At 72.6% G+C, this 21,946-nt stretch carries 15 protein-coding genes and 2 pseudogenes; 8 read left to right on the forward strand and 9 right to left on the reverse strand.

The window, feature by feature from the left end:
- Positions 1 to 13: 13 nt before the first annotated feature.
- The 3 genes and pseudogenes from ACZ4U4_RS25485 to gntA all read right to left on the reverse strand — a co-directional run.
- Positions 14 to 193 (reverse strand): annotated as a pseudogene (locus ACZ4U4_RS25485) (zinc-binding dehydrogenase); the annotation flags it as partial.
- 330 nt (positions 194 to 523) lie between these two features.
- Positions 524 to 958: a VOC family protein gene (locus ACZ4U4_RS25490; protein ID WP_467878570.1), complete on the reverse strand. Its 435-nt coding sequence runs from the start codon at positions 956 to 958 to the stop codon at positions 524 to 526.
- 141 nt (positions 959 to 1,099) lie between these two features.
- Positions 1,100 to 1,768 carry a guanitoxin biosynthesis heme-dependent pre-guanitoxin N-hydroxylase GntA gene (gene gntA / locus ACZ4U4_RS25495; protein WP_467878573.1) on the reverse strand — a complete coding sequence of 223 codons (669 nt, stop codon included), beginning with the start codon at positions 1,766 to 1,768 and terminating at the stop codon, positions 1,100 to 1,102.
- Between the two features lie 638 nt (positions 1,769 to 2,406).
- On the opposite strand from gntA, the pseudogene ACZ4U4_RS25500 reads away from it, so the two are divergent.
- A pseudogene (locus tag ACZ4U4_RS25500) lies at positions 2,407 to 3,790 on the forward strand (family 2B encapsulin nanocompartment shell protein).
- On the forward strand, positions 3,777 to 5,096 hold the full coding sequence (locus ACZ4U4_RS25505) for a SufS family cysteine desulfurase (protein ID WP_467878575.1): 1,320 nt from the start codon (positions 3,777 to 3,779) through the stop codon (positions 5,094 to 5,096). Before ACZ4U4_RS25500 ends, ACZ4U4_RS25505 begins: the two are co-directional and overlap by 14 nt.
- Before the next feature lie 173 nt (positions 5,097 to 5,269).
- On the opposite strand, the gene ACZ4U4_RS25510 is transcribed toward ACZ4U4_RS25505, so the two are convergent.
- Entirely contained in the window at positions 5,270 to 5,485 is a 216-nt protein-coding gene (locus ACZ4U4_RS25510; RefSeq protein WP_467878578.1) for a hypothetical protein, read from the reverse strand.
- A 279-nt stretch (positions 5,486 to 5,764) separates the two neighbouring features.
- Between ACZ4U4_RS25510 and ACZ4U4_RS25515 the strand changes: the two genes are divergently transcribed.
- Positions 5,765 to 6,334 (forward strand): GNAT family N-acetyltransferase, encoded by a 570-nt coding sequence (locus ACZ4U4_RS25515; RefSeq protein WP_467878581.1) that lies wholly within the window; start codon positions 5,765 to 5,767, stop codon positions 6,332 to 6,334.
- Between the two features lie 81 nt (positions 6,335 to 6,415).
- On the opposite strand, the gene ACZ4U4_RS25520 is transcribed toward ACZ4U4_RS25515, so the two are convergent.
- The 3 genes from ACZ4U4_RS25520 to ACZ4U4_RS25530 all read right to left on the reverse strand — a co-directional run bounded on the left by ACZ4U4_RS25520 (position 6,416) and on the right by ACZ4U4_RS25530 (position 13,679).
- The gene (locus tag ACZ4U4_RS25520) at positions 6,416 to 8,110 is read right to left on the reverse strand and encodes a DUF885 domain-containing protein (protein ID WP_467878584.1); all 1,695 of its coding nucleotides are present in this window, start codon (positions 8,108 to 8,110) and stop codon (positions 6,416 to 6,418) included.
- A 105-nt stretch (positions 8,111 to 8,215) separates the two neighbouring features.
- Positions 8,216 to 9,655, reverse strand: a complete 1,440-nt coding sequence (locus tag ACZ4U4_RS25525) for a M1 family metallopeptidase (protein ID WP_467878587.1) — start codon at positions 9,653 to 9,655, stop codon at positions 8,216 to 8,218.
- 88 nt (positions 9,656 to 9,743) lie between these two features.
- On the reverse strand, positions 9,744 to 13,679 hold the full coding sequence (locus ACZ4U4_RS25530) for a Pls/PosA family non-ribosomal peptide synthetase (protein ID WP_467878590.1): 3,936 nt from the start codon (positions 13,677 to 13,679) through the stop codon (positions 9,744 to 9,746).
- A 502-nt stretch (positions 13,680 to 14,181) separates the two neighbouring features.
- Here ACZ4U4_RS25530 and ACZ4U4_RS25535 point away from each other — a divergent pair.
- The 4 genes from ACZ4U4_RS25535 (at position 14,182) to ACZ4U4_RS25550 (ending at position 17,800) form a co-directional block, all read left to right on the forward strand.
- On the forward strand, positions 14,182 to 14,475 hold the full coding sequence (locus ACZ4U4_RS25535; RefSeq protein ID WP_467878593.1) for a hypothetical protein: 294 nt from the start codon (positions 14,182 to 14,184) through the stop codon (positions 14,473 to 14,475).
- A gap of 11 nt (positions 14,476 to 14,486) precedes the next feature.
- On the forward strand, positions 14,487 to 15,599 hold the full coding sequence (locus tag ACZ4U4_RS25540; RefSeq protein ID WP_467878595.1) for a hypothetical protein: 1,113 nt from the start codon (positions 14,487 to 14,489) through the stop codon (positions 15,597 to 15,599).
- 85 nt (positions 15,600 to 15,684) lie between these two features.
- Complete coding sequence (locus ACZ4U4_RS25545) at positions 15,685 to 15,876, forward strand: hypothetical protein (RefSeq protein ID WP_467878598.1); 192 nt, start codon at positions 15,685 to 15,687, stop codon at positions 15,874 to 15,876.
- A 571-nt stretch (positions 15,877 to 16,447) separates the two neighbouring features.
- On the forward strand, positions 16,448 to 17,800 hold the full coding sequence (locus ACZ4U4_RS25550; RefSeq protein ID WP_467878601.1) for a hypothetical protein: 1,353 nt from the start codon (positions 16,448 to 16,450) through the stop codon (positions 17,798 to 17,800).
- A 427-nt stretch (positions 17,801 to 18,227) separates the two neighbouring features.
- On the opposite strand, the gene ACZ4U4_RS25555 is transcribed toward ACZ4U4_RS25550, so the two are convergent.
- Positions 18,228 to 19,118, reverse strand: coding sequence for a LysR family transcriptional regulator (locus ACZ4U4_RS25555; RefSeq protein WP_467878604.1), 891 nt, complete (start codon positions 19,116 to 19,118; stop codon positions 18,228 to 18,230).
- A 72-nt stretch (positions 19,119 to 19,190) separates the two neighbouring features.
- On the opposite strand from ACZ4U4_RS25555, the gene dapA reads away from it, so the two are divergent.
- Complete coding sequence (gene dapA, locus ACZ4U4_RS25560) at positions 19,191 to 20,099, forward strand: 4-hydroxy-tetrahydrodipicolinate synthase (RefSeq protein WP_467878606.1); 909 nt, start codon at positions 19,191 to 19,193, stop codon at positions 20,097 to 20,099.
- A 369-nt stretch (positions 20,100 to 20,468) separates the two neighbouring features.
- On the opposite strand, the gene ACZ4U4_RS25565 is transcribed toward dapA, so the two are convergent.
- The gene (locus ACZ4U4_RS25565; RefSeq protein ID WP_467878608.1) at positions 20,469 to 21,914 is read right to left on the reverse strand and encodes a sugar porter family MFS transporter; all 1,446 of its coding nucleotides are present in this window, start codon (positions 21,912 to 21,914) and stop codon (positions 20,469 to 20,471) included.
- Positions 21,915 to 21,946: the final 32 nt, after the last annotated feature.

The raw sequence follows: 21,946 nt of genomic DNA on the forward strand, positions 1-21,946 counted from the left end.
CGCGGGGCCCGCGTTACGGGACGACCAGGATGCGGCCCTGCTGCACGCGGCTCTCCAGCAGCCGGTGCACCTCGCCGGCCTCGGTCAGCGGCAGCCGGGCGTGGACCGCCGCGCGCAGCTGCCCCCGGGCCGCGTACCCGGTGAGCTCGGTCAGATCCTGGAGCGCCTGCCCGGGGTCGGCGGCCCGCGCGGCGAGGAGGGAGTAGCTCGGGGAGACGGCGACGGCCTCCCGCGGCGCCGAGGAGGACGCGCGCGAACAGCACTCCGTCTACGGGTTCTGGCACGGCCACCTCAGCGAGCTGATCGCCGAGGAACGTCCCGACCTGGATGCCGAACTGCTCGCCCACGTCCTGCTCGGCGCCCTGCGGAGCGGACCGATCGTGCACCTGCTGGGGCAGGGGGAGGCCCAACGGCTCGCGGCATCGCTGCGGCTGCTGGCCACGGGGGTGCTGGAGGTGTGACGGCCCGGCCCGCAGGGGCCGTGCCGCCTCCGGGCGGGAGGCGCGTCACCTCCCGCCGCTGCTCAGTCGAGGCAGAACTCGTTGCCCTCGATGTCCTGCATCACGATGCACGACTCGTTGTACTCATCGGCGATCAGCACGTTCACGCAGGTCGCGCCGAGCTCGGTCAACCGTGCGCGCTCGGCTTGGAGCGCGGCGAGGCGCTCCGCCCCCACGAGTCCGGTCCCGGCGCGTACGCAGAGGTGGACCCGGTTCTTGACGACCTTGCTCTCGGGGACGCGCTGGAAGAACAGCCGCGGGCCCACACCGGAGGGATCCTGGCAGGCGAATGCCGAACCCTGCCGCTCGGGCGGCAGCGAGCGGTCGAAATCCTCCCAGGAGGCGAAGCCCTTCGGCGGCGGCGGAACGACGTACCCCAGCACCTCGCACCAGAAGCGGGCTACGCGCTCGGGGTCTGCGCAGTCGAAGGTGATCTGGACCTGCTTGATCGATGACATCGGCGCACCTTAACAAGGGACTTCGCGGCCCATCTCCCGTTGTGGACAACCGGGTTGCCGGGGGAGTCGCAGCCGATGCCTGCGGAAGGCGAAGGGTCCGGCGGGAGTCTCTCCGCCGGGCCCGTGCCGTGTCCGGCGAGGTCAGCTGTTCACCTGGGCGGAGAACGGGCAGACCCAGTCCGCCGGCTTCGGGCGGCCCGAGTAGCGCCGGGCCTCCGACAGCTTCTCGTACTCCAGCAGATTGGGGTTGATGTCGCCCTGCAGGTCGATGTCCTGCTTGCGGATCTTCTCCTGGAGACGGTCCCAGAGGCCGGCCGCCTTGATCCGGTCGAACTGTGCGTGGGAGTTGAACGCCAGCATCGGGAACGGCGGGCGGCGGCCGACCCGGACATGCGTCTCGTGCAGCCCGATCACGAAGAACGGGTGACCGGCGACGCTGAAGGCGAACGCCCCCGACTGCGGATCGTGGTCGTACCCCTCGGCCCAGCCGTGCGTCAGGCTGTCGTGGTCGTGCACGCCCTGCAGCTGCTGCCACATCAGCCGCTCGAACTCGGTCTCCGGCACCTCCAGCGGCCCGGAGAACGTCGCGACGAAGCTGGTGAAGGGCTTGGCCGTCCAGTCCACGGCCGCCACATACGCCTCAAGATCCTCCGCCAGCTGCTGCGCCGCCCCGTCGTCACCGAGCCAGGTGTAATGGCGATGGGTGATCCCGCCCTGCCGCCAGGCCGAACGACCGGCCAGGCAGGCGAACGAGTCACCGAGCAGGAACTGCCCGACCACTTCGGTGGCGGAGGGGGCGTCAGCCAGCATGTTCACGACCTTCGATGAGAGGTGCCCCGGGTGGGGATGACCGTGGCAGTCAAGAACGATCACGGCCCCGGCGTCAAGAAAACGCCAGAAGTGCCTCGTCGGCCATGGTGCACGACGAACCGTCGGCCGCGCAGTCCGTTCCTCCGCGGGGAACCCCTACTTCGCGGGCGCCGTAGCCCCCTGCTCGGCGCCCGCCGGGATCACTTCTCCCGGCCCGCCGCGTTGCCGCCGGTGCCCGAGCGAGGGCGCGACGGCCGAGAGAACGCTGACGAGGAGCTGCGCAGCGCCGGACCGGACGACTGGGCAGTTGTCTGATGCTTCGTCAAGTAAGAGATATAAGCCGCACTTGAGGCAGTACAAAGGTCCATCGTGAGGCAAATCGCGTCGTGTGAGGAGTGTTCGACGGAGCGCGACGGGGTGGCGCCGCGCGGTCCCGGGACGGAGACGTGTGCAGGACAGCGGCGGTACGACGGCGGGCGTTCGCTCACAGGTGCGGAATCCGCGCCTCCCCTGTGCGAAGAATTCCGGCCGCCCTCCGTGTGACGGCCGGTTGCGGGCCGTAGATCGGAAAATGACGATCAGCTCACCGCGTACCGGCCGGCCCCATCGGCAGGTACCCCCTACGGCAAGGAGCCCCTGTGAGCGACCGGACCAGCCTCGCCCCTGATGCCGCACGGCAACTCGCGACCACCACCAAGACCACACCCCAGATGCGCGGCATCACCCCGCGCTACCTCCTGCGCGCCCTGCCGTGGGTGGACGTCGAATCCGGTGTCTTCCGCGTCAACCGCCGCCGGACCTACGTCCTCGGCGACGACCGCATCAGCACCCACAACGACGGTGGCACGACCCGCGTCATCCCGGGCGACCTGCGGGAGGTGCCCTACCTCCGGGAGGCCGACGACGCGCTGCTCACCGAGCTGGCGGACGCCTTCACCGAAGTGCCTTTCGACGCCGGGCAGATCCTGGCCGCGGAGGGCGAGGCGCACGACCGCCTGTGGGTGATCGCCCAGGGGCGCGCCGAGAAGCGGGTGAGCGGACGCTACGGCGAGGACGCCCTGCTCGAAGTGGTCGCCGACGGCCAGTTCTTCGACCTCGACGCCTGGACCCGCACCACGCCCCTGCCGTACCGCGTCAAGGCGCTCACCCCCGGCGTGGCACTCTGCGTCGACCGCGCCACGCTCGCCGGGCTCTGTGACCGCGACGCGACGGTACGGGGAGCGCTGGACGCCTACCTCGCCGCGGACGGTGTCCTGCCGGGCGCCGAGGTGCCCGTCGATCTCAGCGCCGGGCACGTCGGCGAAACCGAACTCCCCGCGACCTACGTCGACTACGAGGACACCCCCCGCGAGTACCACATGACCCTCGCGCAGACCGTGCTGCGGGTCCACACCCGGGTCTCCGACCTCTACAACGGGCCCATCGACCAGACCCGCGCACAGGCCAACCTCACCGTGCACGCGCTGCGGGAACGTCAGGAAGCCTCCCTGCTCAACCACCCGGAATTCGGCCTCTTCGCCAATGTGGCCCCCGGGCAGCGGGTGCAGACCCGCACCGGCGCCCCGACCCCCGACGACCTCGACGAACTGCTGACCCGGGTCTGGAAGCAGCCCGCCTACTTCCTGGCGCACCCGCGGGCCATCGCCGCGTTCGGCCGGGAGTGCACCCGGCGGGGCGTACCCCCGGTCATCGACAACCGGTTCGGCAGCCCGCTGCTCACCTGGCGCGGCGTACCGCTGCTCCCCTCCGACAAGGTGCCGTTCTCCGGCGGCGCGGGCGTCGGCACCACCGAGATCCTGCTGATGCGCGTCGGCGAGGCCGAGCAGGGCGTGGTGGGGCTGCGCCCCGCGAAGGTCGAGGACGAGGTCGAACCGGGCCTGGCGATGCGGAACATGGGCGTCGACCGCAAGGGGCATCACGTCGTACCTGATGACGGCGTACTTCAACGCGGCGGTACTGGTCGAGGACGCCCTCGCGGTGCTCCAGAACGTCGAGGTCTCCCACTACCATGACTACTCCTGACCCCCTCCGGGGCTGGTGGCCGGGCCAGCCCCCGGAACCGTCCCCGACGCACACGGCGGCCCCGCCCTCCGGTCTCCCGGGCCGGCGCACCGCGTTCTCCCCCGAGGCGGCGCGCGCGGACGTCCCGATCCTGCACCGCACGGTGAACGGCCACCCGCTGGTCTGGCTGGACAACGGCGCCACCACCCAGAAGCCGCGCCAGGTGATCGAGGCCCTCGCCGCCTTCTACGGATCCGCCAACTCCAACATCCACCGCGGCGCGCACACCATGGCCCGCGAGGCCACCGAGGCGTACGAGGAGGGCCGGACGGCCGTCGCCGACTTCCTGGGGGCACCGTCGCCCGACGAGATCGTCTTCGCCCGCGGCACCACGGAGGCGATCAACCTCGTCGCCCAGAGCTGGGGGCGCGCCCACCTCGGACCGGGCGACGACATCCTCGTACCGGTCCTGGAGCATCACTCGAACATCGTCCCCTGGCAGCTGATCGCCAAGGAGACCCGGGCCCGTGTGGTGCCCGTGCCGCTGCGGCCGGACGGGCAGATCGACCAGGACGCCTACGCCGACCTGCTCTCCATGCGGACCCGGCTCGTCGCGCTCAGTCACGCGTCGAACGTCCTCGGCACCGTCCCGCCGGTACGCGAGATGGCCGCGCTCGCCCACCGCTACGGCGCCAAGGTCCTGGTCGACGGCGCCCAGGCGGTGGCCCACTTCCCCGTCGACGTCCAGGAGCTGGACGCCGACTTCTACGTGTTCTCCGGCCACAAGCTGTTCGCCCCCACGGGCATCGGCGCGCTCTACGCGAAACCGGATGTCCTGCGGGACATGGCGCCGTGGCAGGGCGGCGGCAACATGATCGAGTCGGTCTCCTTCGACCGGACCACCTTCGCGCCCGCCCCGCACCTCCTGGAGGCCGGCACCGGGCACATCTCCGGTGTCGTCGGCCTGCTGGCCGCGCTGAACTGGCTGACCGCCTTCGACCGGGACGCCGTCGCCGTCTACGAGGATTCCCTGCTGGCCTACGCCCGCCAGGCCCTGGCCGAGGTGCCGGGACTGGAACTGCTGGGCTCGGCACCGGACCGGATCGCGGTGCTGACCTTCACCCTCGCCGGACACGATCCCTCGCACGTCGCCTCCTGGCTCGACGGCGACGGGATCGCCGTACGGGCCGGGCACCACTGTGCCCAACCGGCGCTCGCCCACTACGGGGCACAGAGCGCGGTCCGTGCCTCGCTGGCGCTCTACAACACGACGGAGGAGGTGGACAAGCTGGTCGCCTCGCTCCAGCGCCTGCACGCGGAGACCTGACGTCCCGGCCCCCGGCGCGCCGCCCACCCGTCCGCGAGACCGGTGGGCGGCGAAGCGTCGGCCGGGCTGAAGCGACGGACAACGTCCCTTCTCCCGCCCTCCCTCAACTATGGGTGAATCTTTCACCAATGCTTTCAGGGTGGCGCGTCCGGTGTGGACGGTGAAAATCCTGGTCAGGGCAGTAGACGCAGCCGCGGAGGCGGGGGAATCTCGTCGTCGGGCCCGTCAACGGGCTCGGGTTCGGGTTCGGGGGTGTGCCGCCTTTCGTCGCCGGAATCGGGTTCGGGCTCCGCCGGATGCCCTTGGAGCGCCGCCATGGCGACTTCGAGGGTTTCCTTCGTCACTTGCATCCGGATCCGGGCCAGCCGTTCCAACTCGCTTCTCGACACGGTGTCAGCCTAGTGGTCTGGCCTGGACCTGTCCGTGATCGGGTCTTTCTCGCGCACCGGATCTCTCCTTCCTCCTCACGGGCGCCCGCTTCGTGCCCTTTCTCACCAACTTCTCTCCTTGGAAACACCGTTGGTGCCCAAATGGTTGCCTGTCAGGTGCGCCGGAGGCGGTCGTGCACCCCGTCGGTCCCGGAGCGCCCTCGGCCGCCGGTTCCGCCGAGTGCCCGGCCCGCCGAGTGTCCGGCCGTGGCCGTGCCCCGTCCGTGGCAGCATCGGCGTATGCAGTACCGCTATGCCACCGAGACCGACGCGCCCGCCATGGCCGCGCTCTTCGCCGCCAACCACCACGACGCCCTCACCCCGGAACAACGCGCCGACCAGGGGTTCGTCCAAGGGAGCCTGGACGAGGGCGCGTTGCGGACGATGGCCGCGCGCGACGGACTCCTCCTCGCGGACGACGACGGGCGGATCGCCGGGCTCCTCGCCCTCTCCGCCCCCGAAAGCTTGCCCACCCCGCCGCCCCCGGTCCGGGCGCTGCTCGCCGCGCAGGACACCCTCCGCTGGCAGGGACGCCCGCTGCGCACGGTGCGCTGGCTGCTGTACGGACCGCTGGTCGTGGACGCGGCCCACCGGGGGCAAGGCGTCGCGCGGCGGCTCTTCACCATGGCGTGCAGCGCCACCGCCGGCCGCGCGGACGCGCTCGTCGCCTTCATCGAGGCCGCCAACCGGCCGTCCTGGCGCGTCCACGTCGACGGATTCGGCATGACGCCCCTGGGCGACGTCGCCGTGGGCGAACGCGCCTACCACGTGGTCGCGGTGGCGCCCCGGGCGGACGCGCCGGGGCGCTGACGGGCGGCACCGCGCAGGCGCCTCCCGCCGAAGCGTCCGGCCGGAACCCGGGCCCGGGCCCGTGTTCCGGCCGGGACCGCCTCAGAGCGCGGAGAGTTCCGCGAGCAGATCGTCGAGGCCCAGCGAACCCTGCGACAGGGCGGCCATGTGCCACGCCTTCAGGTCGAAGGCGGCGCCGTGCCGGGCGCGGGCGGCCTCGCGGCCCTGGAGCCAGACGCGTTCGCCCAGCTTGTAGCCGATCGCCTGCCCGGGGATGCCCTGATAGCGGACGATCTCGCTCTCCACGTAATCGGCCGGGCGGCTGGAGTGCGCCGCCAGGAAGGCGTGTGCCAGCTGCGGGGTCCACCGCTCACCGGGGTGGAAGGGCGCATCCGCCGGGATCTCCAGCTCCAGATGCATGCCGATGTCGATGATCACGCGGACCGCCCGCATCATCTGCGCGTCCAGGTACCCCAGCCGCCGCTCCGGATCGGTCAGGAACCCCAACTCGTCCATCAGCCGCTCCGCGTACAGCGCCCAGCCCTCGGCGTTGGCGCTGACCATGCCGCAGGTGGTCTGGTAGCGGGAGAGATCGTCCGCGACCTGCACCCACTGCGCCAGCTGCAGATGATGGCCCGGCACGCCCTCGTGGTACCAGGTGGTCACCAGGTCGTACACCGGGAAACGGGTCTCGCCCATCGTGGGCAGCCAGGTGCGGCCGGGGCGGCGGAAGTCCAGCGACGGCTGGGTGTAGTACGGCGCGGCGGCGCTGCCGGGTGGCGCGATCCGTGACTCGACCCGCCGCACCTGCTCGGTCAGCGCGAAATGCGTACCGTCCAGCTCCGCGACGGTGTCGTCCATCAGCTCCTGGAGCCAGCGCCGGGTCTCCTCGACGCCCTCGATGTGCGTGCCGTTGCCATCCAGCCAGGCCAGCGCCTCCCACGGGGTGGCGGCACCGGGCAGCACCTTCTCCGCCTCGGTGCGCATCTCCGCCAGCAGCCGGTGGAACTCCGACCAGCCGTACGCGTACGCCTCGTCGAGATCGAGGTCCATACCGGTGTAGTACCGCGCCAGCCGCGCGTAACGCTCCCGGCCCACCACGTCCGGGGCGTCGGCGACGGCCGGGGCGTACTCGGTGTGCAGCCAGTGGCGCAGCTCCGCCAGCGCCCCCGTCGCGACGGCCGCGGCCTCCTCCAGCTCGGTGCGCAGCACCTGCGGCCCTGCCGCGACGAACTCGGCGAACCAGCTGCGGGCACCCGCGCCGATCCACTCGTCCAACTGTTCCACGACCGTGGCGACCTGCAGCGGCCCGGCGGGCAGCTCGCGGCGCAGCCCCGCGTCTAGGGCGGCGCGGTACCCCTCCAGCGCGTCCGGGACGGCGCGCAGCCGCCGGGCGATGGCCGCCCAGTCCTCGTCGGTCTCGGCCGGCGTGAGGGTGAAGATCTCGCGGACGTGGTGCAGCGGCGAGCCCAGATTGCTGACCGCCCGCAGCCCCTCGCCCGCCTCGTGCACCGCCAGCTCCGCCTCCAGCCGCTCGCGCAGCAGCCGCGCACAGCGCTGCTCGACCGCGTTCGCCGCCCCCGGCAGCGCCTCGGCGGCCGTGAGCCGCTCCAACGTGGTGCGGGCGAGCTGGGCCAGGGCCTCCTGCCCGGTGGGGGACAGATCGGGCAGCCGGTCGGAGGAGGCGGCGTCACCGAGATAGGTGCCGGTGACGGGGTCCAGTGCGATGAGGGCGTCGACGTAGGCGTCGGCGACCTGACGGGGCAGGGAGGTGTCGGATGCGTGGGTGTGCGACATGCCGCCATCCTCGTATGTCCTGGCTGTCCGCGTCACGAATTTCGGCCGGGGCGAACAGAGGTCACACCGGGGGACGGAGCGGTGGGACCCGCCATGAAACAGCACTCAGGCGCGCTCCGGCGGCAGCGGCGGCAGGCGGCGGTCGTAGAGCCAGGCGTGGAGCAGGGAGCGCAGCGGGCGGTGGCTGTGGTGTTCGGCGAGGGCGATGAACTCCTCGGTGCCCGCGCTGCCGTGGCGGTAGCGGGAGGCCCAGTTCCGCAGCAGGGCGAAGAACGTGGCGTCGCCCAGGGTGGTGCGCAGGGCCTGGAGGGTGCAGGCGCCGCGGGAGTAGACCCGGTCGTCGAAGAGGTGCGACGGACCGGGCGCGCCGATCCGCATCCGCTGGGCGTCATCGGCCAGATCGGACCAGTTCGACGCGGCCAGCTCACGGGCGCCCGGCCCGCCGGAGTGCTCCGACCACAGCCACTCGCCGTAGGTGGCGAACCCCTCGTTGAGCCAGATGTGCCGCCAGTCGGTGAGGCTGACGCTGTTGCCGAACCAGTGGTGCGCCAACTCGTGCGCCACCAGGTGCTCGCTGGTGCGCCGCCCGTCGAGGTGGTTGGTGCCGAACAGCGCGTACGTCTGGTTCTCCACCGGCTCGTCCAGCTCCGCGTCGACCACGACCGACCCGTAGACCTCGAACGGGTACGGGCCGAACAGCCGGGTGAAGAGCGTCATCATCTGCGGCTGGCGGCCGAAGTCGTGGGCGAAGCGCGCGGTGAGGTGCGGCGGGCAGGCGTTGCGCAGCGGCACCGGGCCGCCGTGCTGCCGGCTGAAGGCGAACCGCCCGATCTGGACCTGCGCCAGATAACTCGCCATGGGGTGGGCATGGTCGTACGTCCACGTCCGGGCCGCCCCGGGGCCGGGGGAGTGGCCCTGGAGGACGCCGTTGGCCACCACGTGCAGCCCCTCGGGGACGGTGGCGGTGATGCGGTAGGCCGCCTTGTCGTCGGGCCGGTCGTTGCACGGGAACCACGACGGGGCACCGAGCGGTTGGCTGGCCACGATCACGCCGGAACCCTGCGTGTAGTCCCAGCCGATCGCCCCGAAGGGGCTGCGCACCGGGCCCGGCCGTCCCCGGTAGCGGACGGCCGCGGTGAACGGCTCGCCGGGCAGCAGCGGCGCCGCCGGGGCGAGGTGGAGTTTGCCGTGGCGGTGCCGGAAGCGGGCGGGCGCGCCGTTCACCTCGACGCCGGTGACGTCCAGCCGGGAGGCGAGGTCGAAGGCGACGCGCTCCAGGGGCTCGGCAGGAGAGGCGGTGATGCGGGTGACGGCGTCCAGCGCCCGGCCCTGCGGCCGGTAGGCGAGCCGGATGTCGTAGTGCGTCACGTCGTAGCCGGGGTCGCCGTGGGCCGGGAAGTACCCGGCGGCCGCGGGCGCGCCCGGCCCGTGCCCGGCGGCGCCCCGGCGGGCGGCGTCGCCGGTGGGCGCCCCGTCCGCGGCGAGGCTGAGCGCGGCGGTCGACAGGGCGCCGGTCACGAACGTACGGCGGGTCCAACTGCACATGTCTGTCGGTCTCTTTCAAGGTGGTGTCGTGAGGGGCGGTGCGCCGTCCCAGGGTGCGGCGCCCGTACGCCGCACCCGGGGACGGGCGTCACGGTCTCGCGGGCTCCGGCTGCGCCGCCCGGGGGCCGGTCCACGCCACGACGGGGTTGCCGAGCCAGCGGCTCCCCGCGGGCAGCCGTTCGCCGCGCATCACCAGCGACGCCGGGCCGACCACCGTGCCGTCGCCGACCGTCGCCGCCGGCAGCACGATGGAGTGCGGGCCCAAGGTCACGCCCGCGCCGAGCCGGACCTCGTCGACCCGCATCAGCCGGTCGTGGAAGAGATGCGTCTGGAGCACACAGCCGCGGTTGACGCTCGCGCCGTCGCCCAGCCGTACGAGATCGGTCTCCGGCAGCCAGTGGCTCTCACACCAGACGCCGCGCCCGATGCGCGCGCCCAGGGACCGCAGCCAGACGTTGAGCAGCGGTGTGCCGACCAGCGCACCGCCCAGCCACGGCATGGCCAGCTCCTCCACGAACGCGTCGTACAGCTCGTTGCGCCACACGAACGAGCTCCACAGCGGATGCTCACCGGCCCGGAAACGGCCCATCAGCAGCCACTTCGCGGCCGTCGTCAGCCCACACGCCACCACCCCGGCCAGCAGCAGCACCAGACCGGCGACGGCCGCACCGACCGCCCAGCCGTCGAGATCCACCGTCTCCTGGAGGACCGCGAAGCCGGCGTCGGCGAGGAGCACGGCGCAGCACACGGGGACGAGACGGCACAGCTCGACGGCGGCGCGCGCCAGCACGAGACGGCGCGGCGGGGCGTACGTGCGCCGGGGATCGGGCCGGTCGGCCGTACGGGAGACCGCCGTACCCGGGCGGCCCAGCCAGGAGCCGCCCGCGCCGAGGTCCGGCGGCGCGTCGGAGAGCACCCCGATCAGGGCGTCGTCGGGCACGGTCCGCCCGGGGCCGACGATGCCGGAATTGCCGACGAACGCGCGGTCGCACACCTCCGCCGTCCCCAACCGCAACCAGCCGTCGCGCAGTGCGAACGGGGCGATGAGCGTGTCGTCGGCGAGGAACGCGCCGTCGCCGACGCGGGTGAGCGACGGCAGCGCCAACGCCGTGGAGATCTCCGCCCGGCGCCCCACCCGCGCCCCCAGCAGCCGTAGCCACACCGGCGTCAACAGGCTCGCGTACAGCGCGAAGAGCGACCCCCTGGCCTGGTCCATCAGCCGGGTGGTGAGCCAGGCGCACCAGGCGACACCGCCGTCCGCGGGGTGGTACCCCGGCCGCAGCGCCCGTCCCCCCACACGGACGACGAGGGCCAGCAGCGCGGCGTAGCACACCAGCGACAGCAAGGTCAGCGGTACCGCGGACAGCAGCAGATCGCCGATGACCGTGGTCAGGTCCGGGGCGTCGTGCGTCAGCCACCACAGCACCGCCAGACCGGGCAGCGCCGCACACAGTGGCAGCGCGGCGAGACCGGGCAGCGCGGCGGCGTACGCCGCGTGCCACCGCCGGGACCGGACGGTGCGCGGCGCGGGCCGCCCCGCCTCCGGCTCCTCCTCGACGCGGCGCGCGGGACTGCCCGCCCACCGCTGCCCCGCGGGCACCGCCCCCATGACGCACGCCCCGGGCGCGACCTCCGCACCCGCGCCGACCTGCGCCCCCGGCATCAGCATCGCCCGGGCCGCCACCCGCGCCCCGGCGCCGACGCGCACCGGCCCCAGATGCAGCGTGTCGCCGCTCAGCCACCACCCGGCCGCGTCCACCTCGGGCTCCAGGACGCACCCGTCCTCGAAGGCGGCCAGGCCGGTCACCGGCGGCAGGGTGTGCAGGGTGACGTCCCGGCCCACCCGGCAGCCCAGCAGCCGTGCGAACCGGCCCGCCCACGGGGTGCCGGTCAGCGCCGGGACACCGAAGGCGGCGACGGTGCGCTCGGCCGCCCACAGCCGCAGATGCGCCGCCCCGCCCCGCGGATGGGCACCGGCCCGCAGCCCGCGGGTGAGCAGCCGCGCCACGCCCGCGCCGATCACCACCCGGGCGGGCGTGCTGCACAGCCCGAGCCACCAGCCGCCGATCGCCCACCAGGAGGCGTGCGGCGCCCAGCGGAGCGGCCCGATGAGGTTGTCGACGGCGGCGAGCAGCAGCACCCAGCGCACCCCCGAGACCGCGAACAGCACCACCAGGACGAGGGACTGCACGACACCGGCACGGCGCGGAACGGGCCGCACGGCGCGCTCCTCGCCCGGCCCCGCGTCCTCGGTGCTGCTCATCAACCGGTCCAGATGGGCGGCGAGCGCGTCGAGCCGCGGATGCGCGTAGAGGTCGGCGACCGAGACCTGCGGGCAGCGCGCCCGGAGCGCGGCGACCAGCCGCGCGGCGCTCAGACTGGTACCACCGAGCGCGAAGAAGTCACCGTCCGCCGCCACCGGGACGCCCAGCAGCTCCCGCCAGCACCCGGCGACCCAGCCCGCGGTCCCCGCCAACGCGGCGCCCTCGCCCGGCTGTTCGCCCGTCCTCTGCTGCGGCAGCGGCCAGGGCAGCGCAGCCCGGTCCACCTTGCCCGACGTACGGGTCGGCAACCGCTCGACGAGGGTCAGCGCCGGCACGAGAGCCTGCGGCAGCAGCCCCAGAAGGTGCTGCCGGGCCGCCGCGAGATCGCAGGCACCCCCGGGGAAGTCCGGATCGGGCACCAGATAGCCGACCAGCAACTGATCGCCCGCGGCGGTGGTCCGTACCGCCGCGGCGGCCGCCCGCACCCCCGGCACGGTCCGCAACGCCGCGTCGACCTCCCCGAGCTCGATCCGCCGACCGGCCACCTTGACCTGGTCGTCGGCGCGCCCGACGAAGACCAGCCCCGCCGGATCGGCCCGCACCAGATCACCGCTGCGGTAGACCCGCCGCCCGGGCAGCGCGGGATGAGCGGCGAACTTCTCCGCGTCCTTGGCCGGATCCAGATAGCGGGCCGTCCCGGCACCCGCGATCAGCAACTCCCCGGTACCGCCCGGCGCGACGGGCCGGCCCCCGTCGTCCACCACCGCCAGCTCCCAGCCGTCCAGCGCCCGCCCGATACGGACCGGCTCCCCGGGCAGCAGCCGCGCCGCACAGGCGACGACGGTGGTCTCCGTCGGCCCGTACGTGTTCCACATCTCGCGGCCCGCGCCGAGCCGGTCGACCAGACCGGCCGGGCACGCCTCACCGCCGACGATGAGCAGCCGCACGGCGTCGAGCGTCTCGACCGGCCACAGATCGGCCAGCGTCGGCACCGTCGACACGACCGTGACGCCCCGCTCCTTCAGCCACGGGCCGAGGTCCGCACCGGAGCGGACGAGCGCGCGGGGCGCCGGGACCAGACAGGCGCCGTGCCGCCAGGCCAGCCACATCTCCTCACAGGACGCGTCGAACGCGACGGACAGCCCGGCGAGCACCCGGTCACCCGGACCGAGCGGCGCGTCCCGGAGGAACAGCGCGGCCTCCGCGTCCACGAACGCCGTCGCGGAGCGATGGCTGACGGCCACCCCTTTGGGACGGCCCGTGGTGCCGGACGTGAAGATGATCCAGGCGTCGTCGTCCGGCCCCGGGGCACCGGGCCGGCCGACCGGCGGCACACCGGGCCGCATCGTGATCGACCGCCCGGCGCCGAGCACGGCGGCCACCCGGCCCGCACGCCAGATCAGCTCGGCGCGCTCGTCCGGATCGTCGGCGTCCACCGGGACGTACGCGGCGCCGCAGTGGAGCACGGCCAGGATCGCCACGTACAGATCGGCCGTCCCGGACGGCACCCGCACCCCGACCCGGTCGCCGGGGCCGAGGCCGGTGGCCCACAGCTTCTCGGCGAGCGCGGTCACATCGGCCAGGAGCGTGCGGTAGTCGAGCACCCGTCCTCCCGCATCCAGCGCCGGGGCGTCGGGACGGTCGCGCGCGGTGGCCGCCAGGACGCCGGTGAGGGTGCCGGCCGCGGCAGGGCGCGGTGGCGCGCCGCCCGGGGGTGGGGGCGGCGCGTGAAGCGAGGTGTGGGGAAGGTGTTCTGACATCGCGGGCATTCCCTTTCCGTCGCCGCCTGTTCCGGCGGACGCACCTCTATCGATGCACGCGCAGATGTCCGCGTTCGCTACGGGAGCGCAAATGCTGGATCAAGAATGCGTGGTCCGAGGATCAAGGATCTCTGGAAAGAGGAAAGTCAAGGGGAAAGAATATTCGTTGCACGTCTTTCGGAACGGCTGAATTCCCTTTCCCGGCCGTTGAATTCCGGCCCACCGGGCCGCCGGGCGCCTCGGCGCGGCGCGGCGACTGCGGTGCCCTTCCCCCGTCGCACCCGCCGGAACTCCTTGAATCACCCCGTACGTCACACCCGGCGCGTGGGCCGTGGCACGGCGGTCGACGACGGTCATGAGCTGCAGCGGACCGCTGTCGCGCCTGCTCGGACCGGTGCCTCGGAGGCTGGCCGGTTTCCCCGCTGTCGACGGAGCAACTCACGCCAGATCCGGTACGGTTGCTCCGACAAGGCAGGTCGATGGCACTGCTCGGGGGGCACGGATGGAAGCCGACACACGCTGGATGCGCCAATGCGCCGACGACATGGACGCGACGGGCGGCGCCGTGAGAAAACTCCTCGGAAACGCCGATGGCGCGGTCGGTGCGCTCAAGAGCGCGGCGCCGGGATGGACATTCACCGACAGCGTCGATGAACTGTCCTCGCGCTGGGAGACGCTCAACAAACTCGTCCGCGACGAGCTGTCCGAAGCGGCGGAGAACATCCGCTTCAACGCCAGTGACATCGACGGCAACGAGAATGTCATCACCGAGGCCCTGCACGAGATCTTCGGATAGGCGGGCGCCCCATGGTGGACATGACCGGGCTGCTGACCCTGGACCTCGGAAAGATCCGGAGCGCCGCCTCCGACTGGGGCTGGATCGCCTCCCGCCTGCACCAGGCCAACGAGAGCTACACCGACTCCGTCACCGCGCCCCTCAAGGCGGGGAAGCACTGGAGCGGCGACGACGCGACCGAGGCGACCCGTACCTGTGACGGCATCGGCCTCGACATCGACGCGGTCGCCAAGGAGGCCGAAGCGCTCAAGGACTTCCTGGACGACATCGTCGACGGCACCGGCGACGGCTTCCGCAGCCTCGCCGAACTCCAGCGCCAAGCCGCGGAGCTGCAACAGCAGGCCCTCGGCGAAGGCTTCAGCGTCAACGGCGACGGCGAGGTCACCTGGGTGGTCATGCGGGCCCCCGGCCCGCTCTCACCGGAGGAACAGCGCACGGAGAAGGAACACAACGACCGGGCCCGGCAGATCGGTGATCAACTCAAGGACGTGCTCCGCCTGGCGACCGAGGTCGACGGGAGCCTGGAGCGCGGCCTGAAGGTGATCTTCGGTACGGAGGACACCTTCCGCACCGAGAACCGCGACCGCCTCGACCGCGACGACGCCGACATGGGCGACGGCTGGAACGAAGCCCAACTCGGCCTCGTCCGTGGCTATCTCAACTCGCAGGGCTGGAGTGACGCCGCCGACATGCTCGGCCACTTCCTCGACGGCAGCGGCGAACCGGTCGAGGTCGACGCGGACCGCATGCTCGCCGACATGCCGGCCTTCCGCCACGACGTGGACAACACCCTCGCCGAGGTGAAGAAACAGCCGGACGGCACCTTCACCAGCTCCTGGCAGAGCAGCGCCCCCGACATCAACCAGGGCGACAAGAGCCTGAACTGGTACTACGCGCTCAACCACTTCGAGTACCGCGTCGTCGGCCACAAGGAGGGCGACCACGTCACCTACCAGGTCGAGGTACAGAAGCGGTACGACTGGGGCGTACCCAGCGAGCACCGGCGCGACCTCGACAAGGGGCCGCTCCACTTCGAGCAGGCGGACCTGGCCCGGTTGAACATGGTCGGGCTGGCCAAGGACTTCGACGTCAAGGGGCGCAGCACGACGCAGACCGCCGGATAGGGCCGACCGTGACGCCGAGGCAGCGGCCACGGCGTCACGGACGGCCCGGGCGGTGCGCGTACGGCGGCTCGGATCAGGAATCGATATGGCGCAACGGAAAACGCTGATCTCATGCGGGGCGCTGGCTGCCCTCGGCCTGCTGGCGGCCGGAGCGTTCAGCTGGTGGATGATCCACGCCCTGCGCTCCCCCGTGGAAGGCTGGCAGGACGACCCGCCTCCTGCCCGGCCGACCACACCCGTCTCCTTCAGCATCAGCCCGGACCCGCCGCAGCGGTAACGGCACCTCCAGCCCCACGGAGCCGCGCCGCCTGCAGGACGGAATGCGTCCGCAGTGTGCGTCCCCATGGGCTTATCGCGAACCTTCTGCCGGAGAAAGGCACGAGTACTCTGCGGCGGCGCAAGACCGCCGAATTCCGGAGTGACCGCGGAGCGGCCGGCCACGCATACTCTCACCCCCTTTCCGGTACGGAACGGATCCAGGAGTTGCGACCTGTGCAGCGGGCGTGGCGTGCGGCAATCCGACGGGACGAAGAAGACCGCAAGAGTGCCACCCATGACGAGGAAACCGGGCGATGCGCCGGATACCCGCCGTCCGCACCGATCAATAACGCTGCCGCTTCCGGAATTTCCCCGAGGTGGCCTCATGGTGGCCGGAGCGCATCCTTGCGAGGCGTTCAGCCGTAGACAAGAGCCGTGCGCCGACGGAACCATGAATCGAGCTGAGGCGGAACACCTGATCGTGAGGGGAGGCGTGAAAGTGTGGAAATTCGCTGCGTTGAGCTGCTGTGACATCAGGTGTGCGCCGAGACCGCACCTGATCCGGACCGACCAGTGAGCGAGGAACAGCCATGACGCTCCCGCGCCACCCCAACCGCATGCTGGCGGCCCTGCTGACCGAGGCCGACTGGTCCGCCACCGACCTCGCCCGCGCCGTCAACACCCTCGGCGCCGCCCAGGGCCTGCGCCTGCGCTACGACCACGCCTCGGTCGCCCGCTGGCTCGACGGCGTCCGCCCCCGCCCACCGGTCGCCCACCTCATCGGCCAGGTCCTCGGCCAGCGCCTCGGCCGCCGCGTCACCCTCCAGGGCACCGGCTTCGCCGAACCCTCCGCCGGCGCCGCCCCCGTGCTGCGAGCCGCACTCCGCGGCGGCGACCCGGTCCGCCGCCTCGCCGCGCTCTGCCACGCCGACGCCGACCCCGCCCGGCGCGGCGCCCTCGCCACCACCGCCCTCGCCCACCCGCCCCGCCTCCACACCGGATGGGGCGGCCGCCGCCCCGAACTCCCCCCGGCCGACCCCCGCGCACCCCGGGTACCCGCCGCCGCCCCGGCCCGCCTGGAGGCGGTAGCTCTCCGCACCGTCCTCCTGGGGGAGCGGTACGGCGGCGCCCACGGCAGACCGGCGCTCGCCGCCTTCCTCGCCACCGAGGCGGTGCCACTGCTGACCGCACCCGCCCACCTCACCGTCCGCCGCGCCCTGTTCACCGGCGCCGCCCAGCTCACCCTGCTGCTCGCCGGACGCACCGGCGAGATCGGCCACCCGGCCCTCGCCCGCCACTACTACGACGTCGCCCTCGCCCTGGCCCGCACCGCCGGGGACCTCACCTCGTACACCGTCGTGCTGCGCTGCCTGAGCGTGCAGGCGCACCAACTCGGCAACCACCAGGAGGCCGCCGCCCTCGGCGACACGGCCGTCGACCTCGCGGGCGGCGCGGTACCCGACGCCGTCCGCGCGTATCTGCACGCCGGACGCGCGGCGGTCGGCGCCGGCGCGGGCCGGGGCCGCGGGGCCGGGGCCGACCTGCTGGCGGCCGAGACCCGCCTCGCCCGGGCCACCGGCCCCGAAGGCCCCTTCACCAGCTATCCCGAGACCGCGCTGCACTACCAACGCGCCGAAGTCCTCTCCTGCCTGGGCGACCACCGCGCGGCCCTCCGCGAGCTGGAACTCTCCCTCGCCTGCCGCCCCGCCGACCACCACAAGGCCCGCACCCTGCTGCACGCCCGGATCGCGCACACCCTGCTCACCGTCGACGAGATCGACGCGGCGGCCGCCCGCGCCTTCCGGGCGCTGCGCCACCACCGACAACTGGCGGCGGGCTCCGCCCACGGCACCCTGCCCCGGCTCGCCCGCCGCCTCGCACCCCATCAGCGCAACCCGCAGGTCAGGGAGTTCCGGGAGGCTCTGCGACCGGCTGCCGGGTGAGACCGGGACCGTCCGGTTCCGGGCCGCGGGGCCCGTCGCCCCGCCCGTACGTCGTCGGGCGTTCGACGCCGTCCTCCACCGGGACCGCCGGGAAGCCGCCCAGCAGGATCATTGCCATGTCTACGGGATCAGTCACAGTCCCTACATGCGGCGACCCGTCCGCCTTTCGCCCCGGGGCGCGCCCCCGCCCACCGCCTCCTTCACCCGGACGCACGAAGCTGCCACCCGCGACCGGGCGACGGCGACTCCCACGGGCCGGTACCCGGGACGCGTCCTCCGGCCATCTTGATCAACGGCCGCGACCCGTTCGCCGAACCGCGCGCCGTCCGCTCAGGACTTCCGCGCGTCCCGCGCTGCGTCCTCCGCCTGCTTGAGATGAGTGGCGAGGGCGGCGGCAGCCTTCGCCGCCTCACCGGCTGACCGCCCCCTACCGCTGCAACTCCGCCAGCAGCGCGTGGATCGCCGGACTCGCATGAGCACTCTGCCGCCAGGCGGCGTACACCTCCCGCTTCGGCGGCTGCCGCAACGGCCGTACGACGAGTCCCTCCGGCAGCGCCGGACGCGCCAACCGCGGAATCAGCGCGATGACCTCGCCGGAGGCGACCAGGGACAGCTGGGTGGAGAAGTCGTCGATCAGATGGCGCACCTCGGGCGCCTCGGGCAGCTCCGCCACCAGCCGCCGGAACCACTGGTGGCACACCGTACGCGGCGGGCTCGTCGCCCAGGCGTGACCGGCCAGATCGCCGCTGGTCAGCGGTGAGGTGCCGCGCGCCAGGGGGTGCGAGTGGTGCATCACGATGTCGCCGACGTCGGTGTGGAGATGACGCTGCGTCAGTGACGGCGGCAGATGAACCGGCAGCCCGTCGACGTCATGGAGCAGGGCGAGATCGGCGGTGGCCGCATCGACACAGTGCAACGCCTGACCTGGCTCCTGCTCGGTGATGTGCACCCGCAGCTCCGGACAGCGCCCCGCCACCCGCGCCATGACGGGGGCGAGCAGCCCGCGGATGCCCGTCGAGAACGACACCACCCGCAGCGTCCCACGAGGCGCCCCCTCCGCCACGGATCGCGCCGACTCCGCGCAACGCTCCAGCGCCTGGAAGACCTCGGGCGCCGCATCGACGATCGCCTGCCCGGCCAAGGTCAGCACCACCCCGCGCCCCGCCGGTGCCAGCACCGGCACACCAACCTGCCGCTCCAACCGCTTGATCTGCTGCGACACGGCCGAGGCGGTGAACCCGAGGTCCTCCGCCGCCCGCGTCAGCGTCCCGAGAGCGGCCACCGACCGCAACGCCTGCAAGGCCCCCACATCCATCATGAAGCCAGGCTACGCAGTGCTGACAAAAAACCATCGATGGACCGGAGTAATCACGCCGGGCAGGATCGCCTTATGAGCGCCCCGCAGCACACCCCCGACCAACTCTTCGGCTCCAACCTCGTCGCCATGACGACGCCGATGCAGCCCGACGGCACACTCTGCGAACCTGGGCTGGTCGCTCTTGTCGGCCGTTTGTTGGCCACTGGATGTGACGGCATCGTCGTGGGCGGGACGACGGGGGAGTCACCCACCCTGACCCCTGCGGAATCGGCCCGCCTCGTCCGTACCGTGGCGTCCTTGTCACAGGGCCGCGCCCGCGTAATCGCCGGCGTCGGCACCCACAGCACCACCGAGAGCGTGCAGCGCGCCCGCGAGGCCGAGGCCGCCGGGGCCGACGCCCTGCTCCTCGTCTGCCCGTACTATTCCCGGCCCACCCAGGACGGCGTCCGGGCCCACTGCACGGCCGTCGCCGACGCCACCACCCTGCCGGTGATGCTCTACGACGTCCCCGCCCGCACCGGCATCCCCCTCGAAGCCGCCACCCTGATCCACCTCGCCCGCCACCCCCGCATCCGCGCCGTCAAGGACGCGAAGGGTGACCTGTTCGAGGCGATGACCGTCATGGACCAGACCCCGCTCGCCTACTACTGCGGCATCGACGAACTCAACCTCCCCTACCTCGCCTGCGGCGCCACCGGCCTGGTCAGCGTCGTCGGCAACATCACCGCCGACCGCAACGCCGCCCTCATCCGCGCGGTCCGCCACGGCGACCTCACCACCGCGAAGACCGTCCAGACATCCCTGCTCCCCCTCACGGACGCCCTCATGCACACCGCCCCGGGCGCCGTCATGGCCAAGGCAGCCCTGACCGAACTGGGCATCATCCCGCACCCCACGGTGCGCGGCCCACTGGTCGAAGCGGAGCCGGCGCACATCGAGCGGGTGCGGGAGGCACTGACCGCCTTGGCCGTACCGGCCTGAGCAGCCTCCGGCAACCAGGACGGCGGGGTGGCAGCCTGGTGAGAGCGGCCCACGGCCCTGCCGCCGGTCGTGCAGGTGCCGCGGGAGGTGCGGTGGTGCGAGAAGGACGTGTGCCTGGCCGCCCTCGCCGAGCGGAAGGCGAACGTGGGCGCGGCGGCCGGTTTCGCCGAGCTGTGGGTGGACGAAGCCGTCGGATTGGCATTGGCCGAAGCGCAGGGGGTTCAGCGGGCGCGCGGGGGACGTCCAGCGTCTCGGTGTGCCGTTGCCGGGCCCGGGGCAGGTGCGGCCGGGAGTCGGCTGCTCGGACTGTACGCGGAGCGGGTGGCCCGGGCATGAGCGCCGCGGCGTCCGGCGCCTCGTCGGCGCGTTTCACTTCAGCGGGCTGGTCACGGGTGTGGCGTCTTCCTGCACGTCCTCCAGTGAGCGCCCCTTCGTCTCATCGACGAAGAAGAACACGAGCAGCCACGAGAGCAGAGCCATGAACGCGTAGACCCCGTAGCTTCCCGCCAGGGAGAGGTCGCGCAGGCTCGGGAACGTGAAGTTGAGCAGGACGCCGGCGAGCCAGTTGGCGGCGGCGCACGCCGACAGCGCAAGGCCGCGTATGCGGTTGGGGAACATCTCGCCGAGAAGGACCCAGACGGCCGGACCCCAGGAGACGGCGAAGGCCACGACGAACAGGTTCGCGCCGACAAGAGTGACCGGCCCCCAGATCCCGGACAGCGCGGGCTCACCGTCCGCGGCGATGGTGGCGGTGGAAAAGCCCACCGCCACCGTGACGAGACTCAGGAACATGCCCGTCGATCCGGCGAGCAGCAGCCGGCGGCGGCCCACCCTGTCGATGAGCAGAATCGCGACCACCGTCGCGGCCACGTTCACGAAGGAACTCAGCACCGACAGCGCGAACGCCGCCGACTCGCCGAAGCCGACCGACTGCCACAGCGACGTGGAGTAGTAGAAGATGACGTCGACGCCGACCAGGGCCTGAAGGGCCGCGAGCCCGATCCCCACCCAGACGACGGGGAGGAGGACGCGCCGCCGGTCGAGGAGGTCCTGGAAGCGGGCGGAGCGGTCGGTCCGCAGCGTCGCGGTCATGCGGTCGGTCAGCGTGGCGGCTTCTTCGGCCGTGATGTCCTGGAGCCTCTGCAGCACGTCGCGCGCTTCGGCGGCTCGCCCGCGCGCGACGAGGAACCGCGGCGACTCGGGGACCGTGAGCGCGATGACCAGGTAGACGAGGGCCGGCACGATGCCCACGATGAACATCCACCGCCACGCGGGGAGCCCGAGGAACGCCCGCGCGTCCGCGCCTTCGAGCGCGAGCGCGATCGAGCTGTCGGAGAGGAGAGCGGCGAAGATGCCGAGGACGATGGCCATCTGCTGGAACGACGCGAGGCGGCCGCGCACGTTCGCCGGAGCGATCTCCGAGATGTAGAGCGGTCCGATCACTGTCGCGAATCCGACGCCGTAGCCGGTGAGCAGGCGCCAGATCGCCAGGTCCCAGAGGCCCTGGGCGAGGCCGCAGCCGATCGCGGCGACGAGGAAGACGGCACCGGCGACCGCCATGGTGCGGGGACGCCCGATGCGGTCGGCGAGCCAGCCGGCGGTGAAGGAGCCGAGTGTGGCGCCCAGCAGGGTGACGGCGACGATGGTGCCGAGTCCGGTGGAGTCCAGCGCGAAGTTGGTCTCGATGGCGTTCACTGCGCCGTTGATCACGGCGGTGTCGAATCCGAAGAGGAAGCCGCCGATGGCGGCGGCCACCGCCATCGCGGCCACCCGGCGGGTCAGGCGGCCGCTCTCTCCGGGGCGTGCGTGGGACATGATGAACCGGTCCTTGTCGATTGTGGATTGTC

This window comes from Streptomyces sp. NPDC029159 (genome assembly GCF_055564055.1).

Excerpts from the sequence above, each read along its gene's own strand:
- dapA (WP_467878606.1), top strand. The coding sequence starts at position 19,191 with ATGAGCGCCCCGCAGCACACCCCCGACCAACTCTTCGGCTCCAACCTC.
- ACZ4U4_RS25540 (WP_467878595.1), top strand. The coding sequence starts at position 14,487 with ATGGTGGACATGACCGGGCTGCTGACCCTGGACCTCGGAAAGATCCGG.
- ACZ4U4_RS25530 (WP_467878590.1), bottom strand. The coding sequence starts at position 13,679 with ATGTCAGAACACCTTCCCCACACCTCGCTTCACGCGCCGCCCCCACCC.
- ACZ4U4_RS25555 (WP_467878604.1), bottom strand. The coding sequence starts at position 19,118 with ATGATGGATGTGGGGGCCTTGCAGGCGTTGCGGTCGGTGGCCGCTCTC.
- ACZ4U4_RS25565 (WP_467878608.1), bottom strand. The coding sequence starts at position 21,914 with ATGTCCCACGCACGCCCCGGAGAGAGCGGCCGCCTGACCCGCCGGGTG.
- ACZ4U4_RS25490 (WP_467878570.1), bottom strand. The coding sequence starts at position 958 with ATGTCATCGATCAAGCAGGTCCAGATCACCTTCGACTGCGCAGACCCC.
- ACZ4U4_RS25550 (WP_467878601.1), top strand. The coding sequence starts at position 16,448 with ATGACGCTCCCGCGCCACCCCAACCGCATGCTGGCGGCCCTGCTGACC.
- ACZ4U4_RS25545 (WP_467878598.1), top strand. The coding sequence starts at position 15,685 with ATGGCGCAACGGAAAACGCTGATCTCATGCGGGGCGCTGGCTGCCCTC.
- ACZ4U4_RS25505 (WP_467878575.1), top strand. The coding sequence starts at position 3,777 with ATGACTACTCCTGACCCCCTCCGGGGCTGGTGGCCGGGCCAGCCCCCG.
- ACZ4U4_RS25535 (WP_467878593.1), top strand. The coding sequence starts at position 14,182 with ATGGAAGCCGACACACGCTGGATGCGCCAATGCGCCGACGACATGGAC.
- ACZ4U4_RS25520 (WP_467878584.1), bottom strand. The coding sequence starts at position 8,110 with ATGTCGCACACCCACGCATCCGACACCTCCCTGCCCCGTCAGGTCGCC.
- gntA (WP_467878573.1), bottom strand. The coding sequence starts at position 1,768 with ATGCTGGCTGACGCCCCCTCCGCCACCGAAGTGGTCGGGCAGTTCCTG.
- ACZ4U4_RS25515 (WP_467878581.1), top strand. The coding sequence starts at position 5,765 with ATGCAGTACCGCTATGCCACCGAGACCGACGCGCCCGCCATGGCCGCG.
- ACZ4U4_RS25525 (WP_467878587.1), bottom strand. The coding sequence starts at position 9,655 with ATGTGCAGTTGGACCCGCCGTACGTTCGTGACCGGCGCCCTGTCGACC.